This window comes from Trinickia acidisoli (assembly GCF_017315725.1).
GTDB lineage: Bacteria > Pseudomonadota > Gammaproteobacteria > Burkholderiales > Burkholderiaceae > Trinickia > Trinickia acidisoli.
Map to the genome: position 1 here is coordinate 129,107 of NZ_JAFLRG010000002.1, position 20,879 is coordinate 149,985.

At 59.1% G+C, this 20,879-nt stretch carries 14 protein-coding genes and 1 pseudogene; 10 read left to right on the top strand and 5 right to left on the bottom strand.

Features of this window, described 5'->3' with window-relative positions; genetic code table 11:
• Nucleotides 1–42: 42 nt before the first annotated feature.
• Nucleotides 43–1,077, bottom strand: coding sequence for an IS630 family transposase (locus tag J3485_RS19190; protein WP_206955957.1), 1,035 nt, complete (start codon nucleotides 1,075–1,077; stop codon nucleotides 43–45).
• Here J3485_RS19190 and J3485_RS19195 point away from each other — a divergent pair.
• The 9 genes from J3485_RS19195 (at nucleotide 995) to J3485_RS19235 (ending at nucleotide 15,624) form a co-directional block, all read left to right on the top strand.
• On the top strand, nucleotides 995–2,422 hold the full coding sequence (locus J3485_RS19195; RefSeq protein ID WP_242538848.1) for a calcium-binding protein: 1,428 nt from the start codon (nucleotides 995–997) through the stop codon (nucleotides 2,420–2,422). The genes J3485_RS19190 and J3485_RS19195 overlap by 83 nt on opposite strands.
• A 53-nt stretch (nucleotides 2,423–2,475) precedes the next feature.
• Nucleotides 2,476–3,726 (top strand): integrase catalytic domain-containing protein, encoded by a 1,251-nt coding sequence (locus J3485_RS19200; RefSeq protein ID WP_206950637.1) that lies wholly within the window; start codon nucleotides 2,476–2,478, stop codon nucleotides 3,724–3,726.
• A 220-nt stretch (nucleotides 3,727–3,946) separates the two neighbouring features.
• Nucleotides 3,947–7,978, top strand: a complete 4,032-nt coding sequence (locus tag J3485_RS19205; RefSeq protein WP_206955959.1) for a putative Ig domain-containing protein — start codon at nucleotides 3,947–3,949, stop codon at nucleotides 7,976–7,978.
• Nucleotides 7,979–8,079: 101 nt separating this feature from the next.
• Entirely contained in the window at nucleotides 8,080–10,206 is a 2,127-nt protein-coding gene (locus J3485_RS19210) for a type I secretion system permease/ATPase (RefSeq protein WP_206955960.1), read from the top strand.
• A 5-nt stretch (nucleotides 10,207–10,211) separates the two neighbouring features.
• Nucleotides 10,212–11,636, top strand: coding sequence for an HlyD family type I secretion periplasmic adaptor subunit (locus J3485_RS19215; RefSeq protein WP_206955961.1), 1,425 nt, complete (start codon nucleotides 10,212–10,214; stop codon nucleotides 11,634–11,636).
• 19 nt (nucleotides 11,637–11,655) lie between these two features.
• On the top strand, nucleotides 11,656–13,071 hold the full coding sequence (locus J3485_RS19220; RefSeq protein WP_206955962.1) for a TolC family protein: 1,416 nt from the start codon (nucleotides 11,656–11,658) through the stop codon (nucleotides 13,069–13,071).
• Between the two features lie 391 nt (nucleotides 13,072–13,462).
• Nucleotides 13,463–13,669 (top strand): hypothetical protein, encoded by a 207-nt coding sequence (locus J3485_RS19225; RefSeq protein ID WP_206955963.1) that lies wholly within the window; start codon nucleotides 13,463–13,465, stop codon nucleotides 13,667–13,669.
• Between the two features lies 1 nt (nucleotide 13,670).
• Nucleotides 13,671–13,925: a hypothetical protein gene (locus tag J3485_RS19230; RefSeq protein WP_206955964.1), complete on the top strand. Its 255-nt coding sequence runs from the start codon at nucleotides 13,671–13,673 to the stop codon at nucleotides 13,923–13,925.
• Between the two features lie 304 nt (nucleotides 13,926–14,229).
• Entirely contained in the window at nucleotides 14,230–15,624 is a 1,395-nt protein-coding gene (locus tag J3485_RS19235; RefSeq protein ID WP_206955965.1) for a glycosyltransferase family protein, read from the top strand.
• Nucleotides 15,625–16,581: 957 nt separating this feature from the next.
• On the opposite strand, the gene J3485_RS19240 is transcribed toward J3485_RS19235, so the two are convergent.
• The gene (locus J3485_RS19240) at nucleotides 16,582–17,748 is read right to left on the bottom strand and encodes an IS91 family transposase (RefSeq protein ID WP_206955966.1); all 1,167 of its coding nucleotides are present in this window, start codon (nucleotides 17,746–17,748) and stop codon (nucleotides 16,582–16,584) included.
• Nucleotides 17,749–17,769: 21 nt separating this feature from the next.
• Entirely contained in the window at nucleotides 17,770–18,645 is an 876-nt protein-coding gene (locus tag J3485_RS19245) for a tyrosine-type recombinase/integrase (RefSeq protein WP_206955967.1), read from the bottom strand.
• Nucleotides 18,646–18,760: 115 nt separating this feature from the next.
• On the opposite strand from J3485_RS19245, the pseudogene J3485_RS28995 reads away from it, so the two are divergent.
• Nucleotides 18,761–18,901 (top strand): annotated as a pseudogene (locus J3485_RS28995) (transposase domain-containing protein); the annotation flags it as partial.
• Between the two features lie 9 nt (nucleotides 18,902–18,910).
• Here the strand turns inward: J3485_RS28995 and J3485_RS19255 are convergent.
• Nucleotides 18,911–19,171, bottom strand: coding sequence for a hypothetical protein (locus J3485_RS19255; protein WP_206955968.1), 261 nt, complete (start codon nucleotides 19,169–19,171; stop codon nucleotides 18,911–18,913).
• A gap of 86 nt (nucleotides 19,172–19,257) precedes the next feature.
• Complete coding sequence (locus tag J3485_RS19260) at nucleotides 19,258–20,523, bottom strand: IS256 family transposase (protein WP_206955969.1); 1,266 nt, start codon at nucleotides 20,521–20,523, stop codon at nucleotides 19,258–19,260.
• Nucleotides 20,524–20,879: the final 356 nt, after the last annotated feature.

Genomic DNA, 20,879 nt, shown 5'->3' on the forward strand with positions numbered 1-20,879 from the left:
ATTCGTGGGTTACGTATGTTACTAAGATTTCCGAAAGAAATGTCACATAGAGGCATATTGACATTCGGGCTGGCGAAAGAAGGACTTCACCAGCGCGGGCAACTTCTGGATGCGGCGCAGAGCACCGATAGCCAATCGCTTCATTTCGTCTTTGGACTGCACGAGACGTTTGGAGACGCTGCGCTTCACGTGCGCCCAAACTTGCTCGTCAGGGTTCAGGTGCGGCGAGTAAGGCGGCAGAAAGAACAGCTTCAGTCGTCCTTCCTGCGCCTTCACGAAATCCTGGACCAGCTTGGCCTTGTGAATCGGATGGCCGTCGACTACGAGGAACACCGGCTCGCGTGCGCCGAGCATCAGGCGAGTGAGAAACTCTGGGAAGACGACAGCGGTGACGGCTCCCTCATGCACCATGAAGCGGAACTCGCCCTGAGCACTGACCGCCGAAATCATGTTCAGCGAGAAACGCCTGCCTGTCGCTTCCACCACCGGCGTGCAGCCCTGCGGCGCCCATGTCGTGCCCGTGTGGTAATCCGAGCGAATGCCCGACTCATCGGCAAAGTAGATGCTCGCGCCAACGGCTCGTGCCTCGGCTCGAATCGCCGGGTAGGTTTCGAACTCCCACTGCCGAACGAGCGTCGCGTCCTGTTGCCACGCCTGATACAGGGGCTTTTGCACCGTGAAGCCCAACAGCTTCATGATGCGGCTCACCCCGGAAAGCGCCAGCTTTTTGCCGAACTGCCGCTCAATGAGCGCGGCAATCAGCGACAGCGTCCACAGCCCGAATTCGAACTTGAACTGCAGTGGAGTATTGTCTCGCACCGCTTGTGCCAGCCAGCGCATCTCTTCGGCATTGACCTTGGACGGCCGCCCCGGTATCGGCTTGGCCAGCAACGCGTTTTGACCGCCGTTGGCGAAATCGGCCAGCCAACGATACACGCTGCGTTCGTTCACCCCGTAGGCCGCCGCCACACTGGCCACGTCCTGCCCTTCGCGTATGGCCTTCACCGCTTGCTGGCGCATCGCCTGCAACGTCGCGTGGTCCAGTTTCCGGCCGTCCGATGTGCGTTTCGATTTCATGCACGTATTGTCTCATGTGTATGACAATACTTTCGAAAAACTTAGTAACAATACAATTGTGGGTGCACCGAACGACACAATCGATTCGGGCAACCTGACCGATTCGATTACTGGCGGGGCCGGCGACACCATCAATGCGTATGGTACGGCGGACGTCGTGACCATCGGGCAGAACGATACGCTGTTTGCCGGTCCGGGCACGGATACGTTCATTTTCAGCCGTGGTGATGGGGCTGTTACGCTAACAGAAAGCTTCTCCAAGACCGCGGGCGTGAGTAGCGACGTCCTGCAGCTGGGTCCTGGCATCACGGAGTCGGGCACCCAGGTCGTGCGCACCATGAGTGGCAACCTGGTGCTGTCGTTTGGGAACGGCGACCAGGTAACGGTGCCCTACTATTTTTTAGGCAACGCCTACACCGGCTCCGTCGCCCAACAGCTTGGTGTTACGTTCGCGGACGGGACCACGTGGAGTTTTGCAGATATCGCGAACCAGGCGGTGCTTACCGATACGACCAGCGGTGGCAATACATTGTACGGACTGCAGGGCGCCGACAGCATCGTTGTTGGGGCCACCAATGACACGATCTGGGCGGGAAATCTGACGGATGAGATTACGGCCGGACGAAACGATGTGTTGTATGCCGGCGCTGGTCTTGATACTTTTATTATCAGCCAGGGTGATGGAGCGGTAACGCTTAATGACTATACCGCGAAGACTGCTGGCAGCAACCAGGACGTGCTGCAGCTTGGGGTGGGCATCACCGAGGCTGGCACCCAGATCACCCGAACGCTCACCAACAGCCTGATCCTGTCATTCGGCAATGGGGATCAGGTCACCATTCCCAGCTATTTTTCCCTTTCCAGTGCACGCCCTACGATTGCTTTCGCGGACGGTACCACATGGAATTTTGCGGCGGTTGCCGCGCGCCTTGTCTTTGTAGACCCCAGCAGCGGCGGTAATACTCTGGAGGGGCTCGCGGGCGTAAACAACACGATTGTCGGGGCGACCAGCGACACCATCTATGCCGGCAATCTGGACGACACAATAACAACGGGCAGGGACGGGACCTTGTATGCTGGAGTTGGTGTTGACACATTTATTTTCGACCAGGGTGACGGCGCGGTCACGCTTCACGAGAGCACAACCAAGACGGCGGGCATCAACCAGGACATCCTGCAGCTTGGGGTGGGCATTACCGAGGCTGGCACCCAGATCGCGCGAACGATGTCCAACGGTCTCGTGCTTTCGTTCGGAAATGGCGATCAGATAAGCATACCAAACTATTTCGAGTCTGCCACAGCCAGCCTTGTCCAATGGCAAAGGAGTCTGGGCGGGGCGGCGTGATTCCAACGGCAAAGGAGTCTGAGCGGGGAGTTTTAGGGGTCGATCATTGCGCGATGGTGATCGACATGAATACGACAAGGCTGGAGACGATCGGGCAAGTCCGGGAGTTCCTGGCGGGGGTCTGCGACGTTGAGCTGCACGTCGTTCAGGACGAGGCTGAGCGACGACGGTTCGTTGAGCGCACGCTGCGTTGGTTCGGCTATTTTCGGCGGTCTCGCGGTGAGCGCGGGCTGCTGTTCGCCTATGTGCAGCGGGTCTCGGGCTACTCACGTGCCCACGTCATTCGACTCATTGCGCAGTACCGCGAGAGCGGCACGCTCGAGCAGCGTGAACGCGGCACGCGCACCCAATTCCCACGTCGCTACACGGACGAGGATGTCGCCTTGCTGGTCGAACTGGACAGCCTGCACGACACGCTCTCGGGGGCGGCCACGCGGGCGCTGGCGCGGCGGGCCTGCCAGGTGTATGGCGATGCGCGCTACGAACGCTTGTCGCACATTTCCGTGTCGCACCTATACAACTTGCGCGCGGGCCAGGCGTACCGCCAGCGGCGCCTCACATGGACGAAGACGCGGCCCAGCCCGGTGCAGATCGCCGTGAGGAAGGCGCCGGCGCCTGAAGGCCTGCCCGGTTATATCCGTATCGATACGGTCCATCAAGGCGATCAGGACGGCGTCAAGGGCGTCTATCACGTCAACGCGGTGGACATCGTCACGCAATGGGAGGTCGTGGCCGCTGTCGAGCGCATCAGCGAGGCGTACCTGCTGCCGGTCATCGCGCTGATGCTCCAGAGTTTTCCGTTCGTGGTGCGCGGCTTTCACTCTGACGGTGGTAGCGAGTACATCAACCGCGACGTGGCTGGCCTGCTCGAGAAGTTGCGCATCGAGTTCACCCGCTCACGCCCGCGCCAGACCAACGACAACGCACTGGCCGAGTGCAAGAACGGCGCGGTCGTTCGCAAGCTCATCGGCTATGGGCACATCCCGCAGAGGCATGCCGCGGCGATCAACCGCTTCCACGAACAGGCGCTCAATCCGTACCTGAACTTCCACCGGCCCTGTTACTTCGCCGTGGACACGGTGGATGCACGTGGGCGCATCCGCAAGAGCTACCCGAGCGAGCGGATCATGACGCCGTGGGACCGGCTGCGCTCGATCCCGGATTTCGAGCAGTACCTCAAGCCCGGCGTCACCGCCCAGACCCTTAGCGACACTGCCATGGCCATGACCGACTCCCAGGCCGCCCAGCAGCTTCAGGACATGCGCCGCAACCTGTTCGCCTCGTTTCGTCGCAAACGAGCCTGAGCCGCTGCCGGTGGCTACGGCATAATCCGGGGGCGGGAGTTGCCCACCGCCGTGCCGGCCGTGGACAACTCCCGCTTTCCGATAGAGACACAGCGACCCCTGAACCCCACACCACCTACAGGTTCAGACTCATCTCAGGATTGGAAAATACTCAGCCCAGCTGTCAATAGCGTTCGCTGACGGAACCACGTGGAACTATACCGCGATCGCGGATCGGGCCGTGTACGCTGATACGACTACGGGTGGTAATGTCCTGGAGGGACTCGCCAGTGTTAACAATACGATTGTCGGTGCGCCCGGCGATACGATTTATACCAATGGCCTGGCCGATACAGTCGTGGGCGCGCTCAACGACACAGTTCAGGCGAATGGCCTGAGCGACACGGTAACCGCCGGCAGAAACGATAACCTTTACGCGGGCGCTGGGGTGGATACATTTCTTTTCAGTGTGGGCGACGGCGCGGTCACTCTGAATGAGAGCACACCCAAGATGGCGGGCGTCAACCAGGACATTCTGCAGCTTGGGACGGGTATCACAGAGGCTGGTACTCAAATTACGCGAACCCTGTCCAACGCGCTGGTGCTCTCATTCGGCAACGGTGATCAGGTAAGCATTCCGAATTATTTCACACTTGCTACGGCTCAGCCGTCGATCGTGTTCGCTGACGGAACGATCTGGAACTACACTTCAATCACCAGTCAACTGGTATTCACCGATACGACCAGTGGAGGAAATTTCCTCGAGGGTCTGTCTGGGGTTAATAACCGGATTGTCGGTGCGCCAAACGATATCATCTTTGCGGGTAATCTGGATGATGACATTACCGCGGGGAAAAATGATACGCTTTACGCTGGCGCGGGCGTTGATACGTTTCTTTTTAACGAGGGTGATGGTGCGGTCACGTTGAATGAGAGCTTTCTGAAAACGGCCGGTACGGACCAGGACGTACTGCAGCTCGGTACGGGTATCACCGAAGCCAATACCCAGATCACCCGTAACACATCTAACGGGTTGGTGCTGTCGTTTGGCAATGGTGACCAGGTGACAATCCCGTACTATTTCAGTTATGCCGTGTGCCGGCCTACGATTGCATTCTCCGATGGCACCCAGTGGAACTTTGCAAGTGTAGCTGGCGCTCTCGGCTACAACACGCCGACCGTCACACAGACGCTGGCAAACCAGAGCGCGTCAGCGGGTACGCCATTCAGTTTTACGCTTCCCGGCACGCTATTCAGTGAGACCGGCGCAAACGATTCACTGACCCTGAGCGCGACGCTTGCAAATGGCAGTCCGCTACCTGGCTGGCTGGTGTTCAATCCGTCGACCGGTACTTTTAGCGGTACGCCCAGCGACCAGAGCACGGGACCTCTTGTCGTGAACGTCACAGCAAGCGATCAGGTTGGCCTTACAGCAAGCACGACGCTGAATCTGCAGGTGAACCCGACCTATGAAGCGCCAACCGTTGGTCAGGCGCTGGGCACACAGACGATCGCCGCTGGCAACCCCTGGAGCTATACGCTGCCAGCTTCGTTGTTCAGTGAGACCGTCGCAGGCGATACGCTGACGTATCAGGCGACGCTTGCTAACGGCAATCCACTGCCGTCGTGGCTCACGTTCAATGCGGAGACGCAAACCTTTAGCGGTATGCCGACGGACCAGACCACCGGTGCGTTAGTCCTTACCGTTTCTGCGACCGACATGGGTGGTCTCACGACAAATACGACCCTGAACGTGCAGGTCAACCCATCATATCAGGCACCGACGATAAACCAGACGCTTGTCACGCAGACGATCGCCGCCAGTAACCCCTGGAGCTATACGCTGCCAGCTTCGTTGTTCAGTGAGACCGTCGCAGGCGATACACTGACGTATCAGGCGACGCTCGCAAACGGCAATCCTCTACCGTCGTGGCTGACGTTCAATGCAGAGACGCAAACTTTTAGCGGTACGCCGACGGACCAGACCACCGGTGCGCTAGTCTTCACGATTACGGCTACTGACATGGGCGGCCTGGCGACGAGCACGACGCTGAATGTGCAGATCAACCCGTCCTATGAAGCGCCGACGGTTAGCCAGTCCCTGACTAACCAGGCGCTGTCGGTTGGTACCACGTGGTCGTATGGGTTACCCTCGACGCTGTTTGCCGAACCGGTTGAGGGTGACACGTTGACGTACACGGCGACCCTTGCAAATGGCAATCCGTTGCCATCGTGGCTGACGTTCGATCCGGCGAACCGGACGTTCAGTGGCACGCCGACGGACCAGACAACGGGCGCGTTCGCAGTGGAAATCACTGCGACGGATCTGGGTGGTTTGGCCACGAGCACGACGCTGAACCTGCAGGTCAATCCGACTTACCAGGCTCCGGCTGTCACACAGACATTGCCTGTGCAGTCGGTGACAACGGGGGCTGCGTGGAGCTATTCGTTGCCCGCATCACTGTTCAGCGAGACGATAGCTGGCGACACGCTGAGCTACGGGGCAACACTAGCCAACGGTGCGCCGTTGCCCACCTGGCTATCGTTCGATGCGACGAACCTTGTGTTCAGCGGCACTCCGCCATCCGGAACAACGGGGACCATAGCTCTTAAAGTCACGGCAACAGACCTCGGCGGCCTCAGTGCAAGCACTGCCTTGAATATCATTCCGTCTGCGCCCGCCAATGCGCCGGCTGTCACGCAGAGTCTCTCGTCACCGACCATTGCTGCCGGAACACACTGGAGTTATGCACTTCCAGCGGGGCTCTTTAGCGAAAGCGTAGCGGGTGACTCCCTGTCGTACATCGCGACGATTTCGAATGGCAATCCTTTGCCCACGTGGTTGACCTTCAATCCGGCCACGCTTACGTTTAGCGGCACACCGACGGATCAGACCACAGGCGCTTTTCAACTGGAGATTACGGCGACCGACCAGGAAGGATTGTCCGCGAGTGCGCTACTCAATCTGACGGTCAATCCGGTTTATGAAGCACCGACCCCGCCGCAGCCACTTTACTACGCCATACCGAACGAGTCGTTGCCGCTTTTCCAGATGACGACATTGGGCCAGCCGTGGCAATACACGTTGCCGTCGGCGCTCTTTACTGAGCCGATTGCCGGCGACACGCTGACATATTCCGCAACAATGGCAGACGGCGGTGCGCTGCCATCGTGGCTCACATTTGATCCGGTCCATCAGACCTTCAGTGGTACGCCGCCTGGCCAGGTGTCTTCGGCGTTGAGCCTGGAGATTACGGCAACTGATATGGGCGGATTGTCATCCAGCGTGATGCTGACAGTGCAGTTGCAGCAGAACGTCCTGAATCTTGCGGCCCAGCAGAGCCTCGCTGCGCCAAATGGACAAACCGCCATTCAGGAAGACAACGCGTATTCGACCGTGACAGCGGATAACGAAAATCACATGCTGGTGGTGGCGGGTGCGTCTGATTCGGCGATCCTCGGTGACGGGAATAACTGGGTAGCGGATACGGGGTCGTATGACACGGTGACGTTAGGCAATGGCAACAATGTTTTGATGCAAACCGGCGTGAACGACTCGGTGACGCTAGGAAATGGCAACAATTCAATCACCGTAGAAAACGGGGGGAATATTGCGGCCGGTAATGGTAACAACGTTATCAACGGGAGCGGTGCTTATGAATTTATCACCTTGGGAAGCGGGGCAAACAACGTCACGTTGAGCAATGACCGTGACAACGTGACGGCCGGTGATGGTGACAACATCATTAGCGGGAGCGGTGGTTCCGAGACCATCACCGTTGGAGGCGGGTCCAACGAGATCACGGTGAGCGGTTCGGGCGCGAATGTATACGCCGGCAACGGTAACAACGTAATCACTGCTCAGGGATACGGCGAGAACGTAACGCTGGGGAACGGGACCGACACCGTCACGGGGAGCGATACCCTTACCGCGACCGTGGGGCACGGTACCTACACCCTGGAGAATTGCGGAGGCCTCCGGTTTGGGGCGGATACCCCTTCCGGCGATCTGTGGTTCCAGCAGGTCGGTCAGGATCTTCAGATCACCGAGGTTGGCGTGGGCGGGACGGTGACGCTGAAAAACTGGTATGAGGGCGCAGCCGAGCAAACGTACAACATCTACGCGGGCGATGGAACGTCAATCTCAGCTTCCGGTGTCAACCAGCTTGTGCAGGCGATGGCCGCCTTTGCTCCGCCGGCTCCAGGCGCGACCAGCTTCACGCCCGCCGAGCAGCAGGCGCTGGCGCCTGTCCTCGCCGCTAACTGGCACTGACCACCACTGACGGGCAATCCGCGCGGGAGAGCGTCCGCGACATTCGTCGCGACGCTCTCCTGAATGATGTCGCCTGATCACCATGACTGGTAGATCGCAGGATGAATGTTCCAGAAGAAGATGCGTCGATGGCCGATCCCGGATTGGCGGCACTCGTACTGATTGCCCAGTATCATGGACTGGCGGTCGATGCCCAGCAACTGCGGCATGCAGCGGGTGTTAGCTGCGAGCCTTTTACCGCGGAGGAGCTTGAGCGCGCCGCGCGTTCGCTCGGTCTCAAAACCCGACGCGTGCGCGTGACTGTTGAACGACTCTCTCGTACTCCATTTCCTGCCCTTGTGCTAGATGGCCAGGGACAACATTGCATTCTTGCCGGCTGCGACGGTGAGAGAGCCCTGATTGTCGAAGCAGGGGCGAGCGGCCCCACCGTTGCGGACACGGGCAGCGTGATGACACGTTCAGATGGCCAGATGCTTTTGTTCGCGTCGCGCGCGTCGCTCGCAGGCGAACTCGCGCATTTCGATTTTTCGTGGTTCATCCCGGCAATCGTCAAATACCGTCGCCTTCTGCTCGAAGTACTCGGCGTTTCATTGCTGTTGCAGATGTTTGGCCTCGTCTCGCCACTGATGTTTCAGGTCGTGATGGACAAGGTGCTGGTCAACCGTACCTACAGTACCCTGAACGTCGTTTGCATCACGCTGTTCATCTGCTCGACCTTCGAGGTGCTGCTCACGGGGCTGCGTACCTATGTCTTCTCACATACGACAAACCGGATCGATGTCGAACTCGGCGCACGGCTGTTTCGTCACCTGTTCGCGTTGCCGCTGAGTTACTTTGGCGCGCGGCGTGTGGGCGATACCGTCGCGCGCGTGCGGGAACTCGAGAATATTCGAAATTTTCTGACTGGTCAGGCACTCACGGCGGTGCTCGATATCGTATTTTCATTTGTCTTCATCGGCGTGATGTGTATCTACAGCGTGTGGCTGACGCTCATCGTTGTCGCCTCGCTGCCGCTGTATGCCTTAATTTCCGGCGTGCTCGTTCCAACGTTACGGGATCGATTGAACGAAAAATTCTCGCGTGGCGCGGATAACCAGTCATTCCTTGTCGAAGCGGTGAGCGGCGTCGAGACGGTGAAAGCGATGGCCGTTGAACCACAGTTCGTCCGTCGTTGGGAGACGCAACTGGCAGCTTATGTCGCATCAGGGTTTCGGGTGACCCAACTTGCTAGCATCGGCCAGCAGCTGATCCAGTATGTCGGCAAGCTGGTCACGCTTGCTACGCTGTTTCTCGGGGCACGTCTGGTGATCGACGGAAAGCTGACCATCGGCGGCCTGATTGCTTTCAACATGATGTCGCAGCACGTCGCCGGCCCGGTGTTGCGTCTTGCGCAGCTGTGGCAGGACTTCCAACAGGTCGGGATTTCAATGAAGCGGCTTGGCGATATTCTCAATTCGCGTACGGAGATTTCGCCACGCCAGCAGGCGTTGCCCTCCATCCGGGGGGCCATTCGATTCGAGCACGTCCGGTTCCGTTATCGCCCCGATGGTCCGCCAGCGCTTGATGAGATATCGCTGGATATCAAGGCGGGACAAGTGATTGGCGTCGTTGGCCGTTCGGGCTCGGGCAAGAGCACGCTCACCAAACTTCTGCAACGGCTCTATGTTCCCGAACATGGAACGGTACGCATCGACGGCATAGACCTCGCACTGGCTGAGCCCGCGTGGTTGCGCCGACAGATCGGCGTCGTGCTTCAGGAAAACTTCCTGTTTAACCGTACCGTCCGCGAGAACATCGCACTCGTTGATCCTGGCGTATCGCTGGCGGCCGTGATGCGTGCGGCCGAGCTTGCGGGCGCGCACGAGTTCATCTGCGAGATGCCGAACGCGTATGACACGATGGTCGGTGAACACGGTGCGAGCCTGTCGGGTGGGCAACGCCAGCGTATCGCCATCGCGCGGGCGTTGCTGACCAATCCTCGCATCCTGATTTTTGACGAGGCGACCAGTGCATTGGACTTTGAAACAGAACGTGTAATCCAAAATAACATGCGCGCAATCTGTGCAGGCCGCACGGTGATCATCATCGCGCATCGGCTGACCGCCGTCCGGCACGCAGACCAGATATTCGCGATGGACAGAGGCAGACTTGTCGAGTACGGCGTGCACGATGAACTAGTTGCACGCGCGGGCTACTACGCCCATCTCGTGTCGTTGCAGAACGGATGAGGCCCATGGCTAGTTTTCGGCTCGAAGCTGCACTCGCCCTTGTGCAACGCTATGCAGCCGTGTTTCGGTTGGTATGGAGTGTCCGTGACCGCACACCAGCTTCACGGCAATTCCTACCGTATGAAGTCGCGTTTCTTCCGGCCCATCTTGAATTACTCGAAACACCGTCGCATCCCGCCGCTCACTGGCTGATTCGGTCGATCGGCGCGCTCGCCGTACTTGTGTTCGCTGTCTTGGTTTTGGGGAAGCTCGACATTGTGGTGAGCGCCAAAGGCAAACTCGTGCCGAATGCCGAAGTGAAGATTATCCAGCCCGCACTGACTGGTGTCGTTCGGAAAATTGAGGTTGATGACGGGCAACGTGTTGACTCGGGGCAAGTACTGATGAAGCTTGACACGACACAGGCAATCGCCGATCGGGATAAGGCGGATGCCGCCCGCGTTGACTCGGCTCTGGCAGCGGCGCGTGCCAGAGCACTCCTGACGGCCCAACAGGACGGCAATGATCCTGTCGTGGAACCTGTCGAGGGGGCGCCGTCGGATCGCGCGCGCGAGGCGCAACGGTTTGCAGAAGGCACTTATCGGGAATACAGCGACAAGGTCAGTTCGGCGCGGGCCGAACTCGCAAAACGGGAGGCGGAGCTGGATGGTACGAAGGCCGAGATCGCCAAGCTCGCCGCAACTGCGCCGTTGGCCCGTGAAAACGCCAATCACTATCGCGACCTTGTAGCCGGAAACTACGTTGCAAAATCCGACTATTACGACAAGGAACAAGCCGCCATCACGCAAGAACACGAGCTGGATGAGCAACGCAGCCATGCGCGGGAATTGACGGCGGGAATAGCTGAGCAACGTGCGGACATCGAATCGACTATCTCAGAGTTTCGACGCCAGCAACTGGATGAACTTGAAAAGGCAACGGAACAACTTACGCAGAGCCGGAACGACGAGACCAAAGCCATCACACGCCAGGCACTGCTGACTTTGACGGCTCCTGTCTCCGGAACCGTGCAGCAGCTCGCTGTTCACACCGTAGGCGGTGTTGTGACGACCGCTCAAAGCCTGATGGAAATTGTGCCGGATGACACGCTAGAAGTCGAAGCGACGATCGAGAACAAGGATGTCGGTTTCGTCAGAATCGGACAACGGGCGGCCGTCAAGGTCGAAGCGTTTCCGTACACCCGTTACGGCATGCTCGAGGGCACCGTTATTGATCTTTCAAACGATGCCGTTCAGGACAAAAAGCTGGGGCTGGCATTCACGGCGCGGATCAAACTTGCATCGAACCGGATGAAGATAGAAAACCGGTGGATCACGTTGACTCCCGGCATGACGGTGACGGCAGAAATCAAGACCGGAAAGCGCAGCGTTGCACAATATTTTCTTGGACCGCTGGTGGAGGGCAGTCAGGAGAGCATGCGTGAACGTTAATGCGAGGACAGTGACGAGCATGGCGTTGTTGGTCGGCGCTGGCGCGGCTTCGTCGGCGCGCGCAATCGATGTCTTCAATACCGAACATGGAATATCACAGACCGCCGCGGGATCGATTCTGGTCTCACCGTCGCTTTGTCAGTTTGGCGCACCGGGAAATCCGCTTCAACTGCGGGAAGCCGTAGAGCGAACACTTTGCGACAACCCGAAAACGCGCGAGGCTTGGGAAAGTGTAAAGGTCCAGGCTGCAGCTGTTGGAGTTGCACGGGCGGCGTATTTGCCGAGCATCACTGGGAATTGGCAGGGTGTACGGGACGATTCCATCACTGATGTTACCGATCATGCGGATCTCAGTTCCGCCACACTTGCAACGATCCGGTCCGACAGCATTTCGCTAAGCTGGACGCTGTACGACTTCGGCGCGCGCAGCGCAGCGTTGGCGAACGCATCGGCGCTGCTGGCCGCGTCACGTGCGACGCAGGATGCCACGTTGCAAACGGCATTCATCAATGTCGCGAAGGACTACTACGCCGCCCAGGCCGCAGCGGGCGCACTTGCAGCTGCGAAAGATATCGAGCGACTGGCAGCTGACAGTCTCGGCGCGGCTCAGGTCCGGGTTGCCAAGGGTGTCGCACCGATAAGCGATGCCCTTCAGGCCCAAACCGCGCACGAACAAGCAACGATTGACGTCATCAAGGCGCAAGGAGCTTTACAGACTGCGATAGGTACGCTCGCGAGCGACATGGATCTGTCACCGGGCACGCCGCTCACGATGCCTTCTGTCGATAACGGCGCGCGACCCGATACGGCGTTTTTAGATTCGATTGATAATCTCATCGAAGCCGTTAAGCAATCGCATCCCAGCGTGCTGGCCGCTCAGGCTCAGCTGGACGCTGCGGTGGCGAAAGTGGAGCAAACGAGGGCGGAAGGTTTGCCAAGCTTCAGTCTGGTCTCGAAATACAGCCGGAACAATCAGCCTGCCAGTCTTGGTCTCGGCATTCCAGAATATCCAGCGACCGGCCGCGAATGGTACGTCGGATTTCAGCTCACGATTCCGTTTTTCGAGGGATTCGGACGGCTGTATCAGGTCCGTCAGGCTGAAGCGCAGGTCCAATTGCAGCGTGATACGCTCAATGAAGTGCAGCAGAAGGCGGGGCTCGATGTCTGGACGGCCTATCAGGACCTTCACACTGCCACGGACACCGTCAGAAGCGATGCGGCGCTGCTGGATATCGCGCAGCGTTCGTTTTCCGCATCAGAACATCGGTACCACGCAGGCGTTGGCAATATTCTCGAACTGTTGAATGCGCAAACGGCTCTGGCGAATGCGGAGCAGCAGCATGTGCAGGCCTTGACCGACTGGAGAGCCGCACGTTTGCGACTCGCGGGCAGTCTGGGCAGGCTCGACTTCGATGACGTAAGAGAAAATGATTGAACAGGAGTAGCCCAATAACATCCAGAAGCGTTCGCATGTATTTACGGCAATCCTGGAGGCGGGTGCGCTCCGTTCCGGGCAACCGTCGGCCGCACACGTAGCAGCGGTTGATTGAGCAAGCAAGGAAATGAACAGGACGACAGCCCCTACCTGACCTTTTTTATTTTTAACAAGGGATTGAACTGGACTGAGAACGGACGACATTTTGAGGTACAGCACCGAGTTGTTCCCCGAGAAATTGAGTGAATTGTTGCGACGAGAAGAGAGAGGCGGTGTTGTGGAAACCGAGGACCTTTCTCAGACGCTAAGCTACGTCACGACTGAACTCCGCCGAACTTACCTGAGTCGGCGGGTCCGTGAGATGACCGGTTGCGTCGTGCAGCACGGACACATGAAGGGCTTCTACATCGGCGATCTCGTAACCTGGTGTGCCCAGGACGACGGTGCAAAGCTGCTTGGCTTTTGCGAGAGGGAAGTGTGTGATCTGCTCGCTGAACTGGGCAAGCTTCACGATACGCTGGTCGACTCGGAAGCGCAGACGGTTTTATGGTGTCGGTTCAATAGTGGCCGGAGCGTTTCGGGAGAGTCATTGCTTTGATGTGAGCGATGATAGCGGGGCAAACATCGCTCGAATTGCTGAGCGCTCGGGCGTTGCAGATCGCGATTACCTTTATAGAGTTGCCACCGCGGAGTCTCCGCGCGTGCTCGCAGCGCGCGGCGTCGCGTTCGATCGCGCGGTGATACTGATCAACATCGAAGGTGGTGAATTTGACGTGCTCACGGACAATTGCCTTCACGAACTCCGGCATGCCAACCTGATTGTGGAGATTCACGGTTTCCTGGGCGAGGGATGACCAAGGGGCAGCCATGTATGGCGAGCTGCTCGAACGTGCATCCAGGATGTTCAACGTCTACAAACTGAAAACGGGGGAACGCGATCCATCAAAAATTCCACTACTCGCTCAAGGCTGGAGTGATACGGATCGATGGCTACACTGCTCAGAAACGAGAGCAACCTTGATGACCTGGCTCCACTTGGAACCGAGGCAAGATCAATAGGATACTTGATCCATGTGCACGGCCCCGGCACCAGCAACCGGAGAACGAGTTTAAGACACGGGACACGTATTGTAATCGACACCTTTCCATACACTTGTCATGCGAACTCAGAATATTGTGCTTACCATCCTCTCCAACAAGCCGGTAGATGGACTGGTGGAAAACCACGCACGTTATGCGCATCAGTGGCAGTATCGCCACGCCGTGGTCGACGCTACCCACGTGTACGGGGAACGCCAGAGCGTGCTACACAAATATCATCTGATTTACCATCACCTCGTCAACAGCGACGACTCTCTGGTCCTGTTGGTTCTCGATCAGTTCGCCGTCGTCTATGGCGCACAGGATCTGGACGCCGTCATCGAGGGCTACGAAATGCTGGTGACGACCCAGGAGCCCGGTAGTGATCTGCCGGCTCCGAGCGCGATGATCTTTCGCAATTCGGCGAGCATGCGCGAGCGCTTAAGAAGCCTGATCTATCACATTGCCAGATGGGCGTACAATCTGCCCGATGTTCCTGAAGGGCCCGAATCGTTGTTGCTCAAGGAGTGGTTCAAGCCCGTCGGGTGCACAGAATACTTGCGCAATGGATACCTCCCATCCGTGCCAGCGGTCTGGGCAACAGGCAGCGCGATAGGAGTTATGGCCCGTGCACAGCCGTTCGTTGCACATGGCGCGCCACGGTGGACGATGTCGAACGGTTGCTGGCATCCCAAACTCGATTACGATTTTCGCTACGTTCAGGTGCTGATCGACGAATCGACCGCATTGGCTAACGGCGCTGTGCCGCCCTCTCAGCTGCTGCATCGGCCTGCCGACAACGAAGCCCCGGAACTTCATCTCAATTCGGACGCGCCAATCGCATTTGTGAGCCTGTTTACGCCTAACGTAGCTGGATACGGCAAGATTCACGAAGACAATTTCTCGCGTTACTGCCTGCGGCACGGCTATGGTTACCATCTTTACCGCGACAATCCTACGTTTCTGCCTGATGGAGTGACGGCAAACTGGGTCAAGATGCATCTGATCAGGCGGCATTTGCTTGAGCACGAATTCGTTTTCTGGGTTGACGCCGACATTCTGGCGATCAACCAGCAGATCGAGATCGAAAGGGTGATCGGACAACGCGACTTCATGATTGGCACCGATCATACCGCTTGGACAATCAATTCATGCATGATCGGCGTGCGAAACGTCTCGGCGATGCATGCAGTGGTTGAGCAACTTTGCGAACGGATCGAGCAGGTTTCAGACCGTTCGACGGTCTACGCGAGCGGCGGCGATCAACTGGCAATCCAGGAAGGACTGCAAGCGCTGAATATGTTAAATGCCGCCTACGTTGTGGATGCGATGACGCTCGCGACTTCACCGGTCTATGCGACACGTAACAGCCATCTGGTGCATTTTCCTGCTCAGATGGAGCACTATCGCGCGGCAACCATGGCAATCTGGGAGCGCTGGAGTTTGGCAAATGTGGCGGATAAGACCATGTGATGCCGCCTCGTGAGCCGTATCATTCGATCACGCCCGGTGCGACGGAGGCCAGGTTGCCTGCGGAGGGGGTTACGTGCTTTTCAACGTGACTGGGAGTTATACGACGTTCGGATGGAATTGCTATTTTCGTCGGCGATAGATGGTGTCCAGATCGGAGATGGCATCGAAGGCGTAACACAGAGGCTGGGTGCACCAACGGTTCAACGGCAGTTTGGAGACAGGATATCCTATATTTACTATCCAAACCCAACGTCATTTGAGCGATTCGATGTCTAGGCGGGCATTGTTCAAACAATTTTTATCGGGCCGCCGTGACGTTCGCGGATTCTTCGGCATCTCTCGCCCCAGGCGATCGCATGGTATCTCATCTTGCCAACGGTTTGTGTTAGCTGGGAGGGGGGAGCACATTCCATTACACACAAGTCTGATGCTCAATTTCGCGCACGTATGTAAGCGGTCGGTTATCGTTAAGGTTTATTCGATGCCAGCCATCGGGCGCATGAATGTGCATACCTCTGCACATGTCGGCAGGCGTCGAATAAGCCCGATGGAGGAAACCGCGGAGTGCCCCGATGCGGTTGGAGATTTCGCGGCTATCGTTAAATCGTTAAGGTTTATTCGATGCCAGCCATCGGGCGCATGAATGTGCATACCTCTGCACATGTCGGCAGGCGTCGAATAAGCCCGATGGAGGAAACCGCGGAGTGCCCCGATGCGGTTGGAGATTTCGCGGCTATGGCGATTGATAGGCGGGGATGCTCAATCGTGCCGGGTGCAACTGGACGGAGTTGGATGCTGGCTGGGCGCTGACAGGGTAGCGAAGCGGTGCCGTCGTGTAATCGCGATGACGAGGCGGCCGTGCGAGGAGCGTGGCGACGTGACACGCGCAAACGTCCGCTCGTGGGCCGCGTTGCCGCAAAGCCGACGGTCGGTTCGGATATCGGGGAACCGTGGAGTTCATGTGTGCGGCCGGTGCGTTGGGGGTGCGCGGATTGGGGCGCTGCGCGCGAATACGTCGATGACGATCATCGGCGCGCCGCAGTGGCGGCAGACGAAGACGGGCCGGGTAGCGATGGTGGTGTCCGGTGACGGGGCGATGCCGGGTGCGACGTGCAGCAGCTCGCGCACTTTGGCGAGACTGGCGCGTCGGACCGGGTTGGCGAGCAGCCCGTAGTGACGGATGCGATGGAAACCACCGGGCAGCACATGGAGCAGGAAGCGGCGCATGAATTCGCTAGCCTCTAGCGTCATGGTTTTGTAGCGGGTGCGCCCCTTCGCGCGATAGTCCTTCCAACGGAACGTCACGCCGCGCTCGTCGAAGGCGAGCAGACGCTGGTTGGAGATGGCGACGCGGTGCGTGTAGCGTGAGAGGTACTCGAGCACCGCCTTCGGTCCGGCGAACGGGCGCTTTGCGTAGACCACCCATTCGCAGGTACGCAGCGGTGCCAGCCACCGGGCAAAGGTGGCGGGGTCCGCGAGCCCGGTGTACTCGCCGAAGAACTGTAGCTGGCCATTGCGGTGGGCCACTTCGAGCGCTTCGAGGAAGCGTCGGCGGAACAGGCGTGAGAGCACGCGCACCGGCAGGAAGAAGCCGGGCCGGCAGGCGATCCAGCGCTCACCATCGGGCGACAGCCCGCCACCGGGCACGATGCCGTGCACATGCGGGTGATGCGTGAGGGCCGAGCCCCAGGTATGCAGTACGAGCGTGGCCGCGATCTGGGCGCCGAGGTGTTTGGGATCGGCGGCGATCGTGCGCAGCGTCTCAAAGGCGATGTCGAGCAGCAGGCCGTAGATGATCCGCTTGTTGTACCAGGCGATGGCGCTGACGGGCGCGGGCAGCGTGAAGACGACGTGGAAATATTCGACGGGCAGCAGATCGGCCTGGCGTGCCTCCAGCCAGCGGTGTGCTGCGCTGGCCTGGCACTTCGGGCAATGCCGGTTGCGGCACGAGTTGAAGGACACCTCTGTCCTTGCGCAGCCTGAACAGCGCAGCACATGCCCGCCCAGTGCCGCCGTGCGGCACCGTTCGATGGCCGACATGACCTTCAGCTGCCCCAGGCTCAACTGTGTGGTGGCCCGCCACGCTGGCCCGTGGCTGCGGAAGATGTCCGCAACCTCCAGCATGAGGCGCTACAGCACGCGGGTCTACTCGGAGGGCAGACGGTCCAGCGGACTGGTGACCTCGCGCAGCAGGTCGGTGGCCACCTGGACGTAGAGCGCGGTGTTCTCGAGCTTCGCATGGCCGAGCAGCACCTGGATCACGCGGATGTCCACCTTCTGTTCAAGCAAGTGTGTCGCGAAGCTATGCCGAAGCGTGTGCATGGACACGCGCTTGTCGATGTTCGCAGCCTCGGCGGCGGCATGAATGGCGCGGTTCAGTTGCCGCGTGCTCAACTGATCGAGCGGATCGAGGCCGGGAAACAGCCACCCGCCATCGAGCATCTTGCCCTGCGCACGCGCCACGCGCCACCACGCACGCAGACGCTCGAGCAGCACCGGTGAGAGCATCGCATAGCGGTCGCGGCGGCCCTTGCCCTGCTCGATACGCAGTGTCATGCGTTCGCTGTCGACGTCGGTGACCTTCAGCGCGACCACTTCGCTGGCGCGTAGCCCCGCGCCGTACGCGACCGACAGCGCGGTCTGGTGCTTGAGGTTGCCGGCCGCCTCGATGAGGCGCCGGACCTCATCGGGACTGAGCACGACGGGCAATATGCGGGGCACGCGCACGGGATGCATTCTGACCATCAGCTCGGGCCGGTCGAGCGTGACGGTGAAGAAGAACTTCAGGCCGGTGATCGCGTGGTTCAGCGACACGGCCGATGTGCCGTGGTCGACCAGATGGAGCTGGTAGCGGCGCAGGTCCTCGACGGTGGCCGTGTCCGGTGAGCGTCCGAGAAACCGCGCGAACTCACGCACGATGTGCAGATAGATGTCCTGCGTCTTGGGGGCAAGCTGGCGCATGCGCATGTCGTCGATCATGCGCTGGCGCAGCGGACTGACGTTTGACTGTGAGGAGGTCATGATGGGACTCCTGCTGAAGAACGAGGCGGATTGCCTCATTCGCCAACATAAAGCCGCGCGACCGGCCTCTCCCTGACCTTCAGCGTCGGATCGTAGCCCCTACCGCGCGAGCGGTTTAGTCCTTCGAGCGTGTGGCGTCGATCCCCATGCCTACCTGCTGCACGTGCTGACCGAATTGCCGCAGCGCCCACCGGATGCCGATATTAGCGACCTGCTACCGTTCAATTTCGCTCGACAGCAAGTCGTTACCGGGTAACTTCAATCGCTATCGCACTGGGCCGAAGTATTGGTCCCACTGCTGCGAATCGGGATCGAGTCGGCGCACGATCGCGTCGTCTGCCCGCACGATCAACCGTTCCAGCATCTGGCGCTTCGTTACCGAGTAACGGCGAGCTAACCGCGTCAAAGCAAGATACGCTTCCGTGCTCATCCACATATCCAGACGTCGATCACCATTGCCGTCCTTGCCTGCCGTCTCGCGTCTTGCCCGATAAGCCGCTTGCCGCTGTGCCGTCGTTTGCGCCATCTTGCACCTCCTTCGTTACCCGGTAACTATCGATTCGAAGAGCTAACGTCAAGAGTGGTGTACGAACATTTTGATGGCGGTCGATTTCAGGCGGCGAGTTTCTGCTGACCCGGCCGATCATCTTGCACCGGTTCGCCGTCTTTGAAGGCAACGCCCTCGAGCAACAGCTTGATCTTTTCCGGGCCGTTGATACGGCGCCAAGTTTTCTCGGCTTCCTCGATCAGTTTGAATGCCAGCCCGAGGAAGGTGGGTCGCGATACGCAGTTACGCGTGCGCGTTGTACGGTGGCGCACCGTTGCGAACGTCGATTCAATCGCGTTGGTCGTGCGCAAATGCTGCCAGTGCTCGGCGGGGAATTCGTAAAACGCGAGCAAGCTCTCTCGGTCCTTCTTCAACGTCTCGGTCGCCTTCGGATATTTGGCCGCATAAATCGACACGAAACGATCGAATGCGGCGTGGGCTTCGGCGCGGGTCGCCGCCATCCAAATCGATTGCATGTCGGCCTTCGCGCGTGCCTGTTGCGACTTGGGCAGCGCGTTCAGCACGTTGCCCATCTTGTGAAACCAGCAGCGCTGGCCACGTGTGGCCGGAAACACCTCTTCCAGCGCCGCCCAGAAGCCCATGGCGCCGTCGCCAACCGCCAGCCGTGGCCCTGCCTTCAGGCCGCGCTTTTTCAGGTCGAGCAGCAGCTCCAGCCACGATGCTTTCGTTTCGCGATACCCATCGCCGATCGCCACACGCTCTTTGCTCCCGTCCGGCTTCACGCCGATGATGACCAGCAAGCATTGCCCGTCGGAGTTCTCGCTGCGCAGCCCCGTGTGAATGCCGTCGACCCACCAATAGACGTAGTGCGACTCGGACATGTCACGCTGGCTCCAAGCCACATGCTCGTCGGCCCATTGCGCCTTCAGTCGGCTCACCACGTTGGCCGACAAGCCCTTGGCGTCATCGCCCAGCAGCACGCTCAACGCTTCGCCCATGTCGCCCGTCGAGATGCCCTTCAGATACAGCCAGGGCAGCGCTGCGCTCACGCGAGGCGACTTCCTCACGTACGGTGGCACGATCGTCGAATTGAACTTCACGCCCGATCCCGATCGATCTCGTACCTTCGGCACCTTCACCGCGATCGGCCCGGCGGCCGTCAGCACCTCGCGCTCGGGCAAGTAGCCGTTGCGCACAACGGCGCGTTGCCCTTGCAAAGTCTTGACGTTCGCGAACCGTTCCATCAACTCCGCCAACTCCGCTTCAATCGCTTGTTGAATCACTTGCCGCGCCCCGTGACGAACCAACTCGTCCAGACCAAGCCCGACTCCCGATAGACCGACGACTGCTTTTTCCGTATCCTTGCTCATGGTGGATGGTTTGTTTGGTTGCTGGTTTCCGACTTCGACAATCAGATTCTCAGCTGAAACCTCCACCGCCTTCAACTTCCCGCCTCAACTCCTCCGTACACCATGCATGGACGCCCCCGGTTTGCCAAGCTCTCATTTGTGACGAACTGAAGGTAGAGATTGCAGCCATGCATCCGGACTTTGACGTCCGGCGCGAGGCCGGCGGTCCCTGATGGAATGCGCTGGCCGGACTCTCATCACTTTCGCGTGCTCTTGCGCACACTGGTGTACTCAGAGTTTCCCGGCCACGGTCTGACCTGTCTCGCCATCACGTCATGATCGCCTGAGCAATCGGTGGTTTGCATCTCTCCTGTCAG

Coding starts and splice junctions, on each gene's coding strand:
- J3485_RS19195 (WP_242538848.1), top strand. CDS start 995: ATGGCCTTCACCGCTTGCTGGCGCATCGCCTGCAACGTCGCGTGGTCC.
- J3485_RS19190 (WP_206955957.1), bottom strand. CDS start 1,077: ATGAAATCGAAACGCACATCGGACGGCCGGAAACTGGACCACGCGACG.
- J3485_RS19200 (WP_206950637.1), top strand. CDS start 2,476: ATGGTGATCGACATGAATACGACAAGGCTGGAGACGATCGGGCAAGTC.
- J3485_RS19210 (WP_206955960.1), top strand. CDS start 8,080: ATGAATGTTCCAGAAGAAGATGCGTCGATGGCCGATCCCGGATTGGCG.
- J3485_RS19215 (WP_206955961.1), top strand. CDS start 10,212: ATGGCTAGTTTTCGGCTCGAAGCTGCACTCGCCCTTGTGCAACGCTAT.
- J3485_RS19220 (WP_206955962.1), top strand. CDS start 11,656: ATGGCGTTGTTGGTCGGCGCTGGCGCGGCTTCGTCGGCGCGCGCAATC.
- J3485_RS19225 (WP_206955963.1), top strand. CDS start 13,463: ATGAAGGGCTTCTACATCGGCGATCTCGTAACCTGGTGTGCCCAGGAC.
- J3485_RS19235 (WP_206955965.1), top strand. CDS start 14,230: ATGCGAACTCAGAATATTGTGCTTACCATCCTCTCCAACAAGCCGGTA.
- J3485_RS19240 (WP_206955966.1), bottom strand. CDS start 17,748: ATGCTGGAGGTTGCGGACATCTTCCGCAGCCACGGGCCAGCGTGGCGG.
- J3485_RS19245 (WP_206955967.1), bottom strand. CDS start 18,645: ATGACCTCCTCACAGTCAAACGTCAGTCCGCTGCGCCAGCGCATGATC.
- J3485_RS19255 (WP_206955968.1), bottom strand. CDS start 19,171: ATGGCGCAAACGACGGCACAGCGGCAAGCGGCTTATCGGGCAAGACGC.
- J3485_RS19260 (WP_206955969.1), bottom strand. CDS start 20,523: ATGAGCAAGGATACGGAAAAAGCAGTCGTCGGTCTATCGGGAGTCGGG.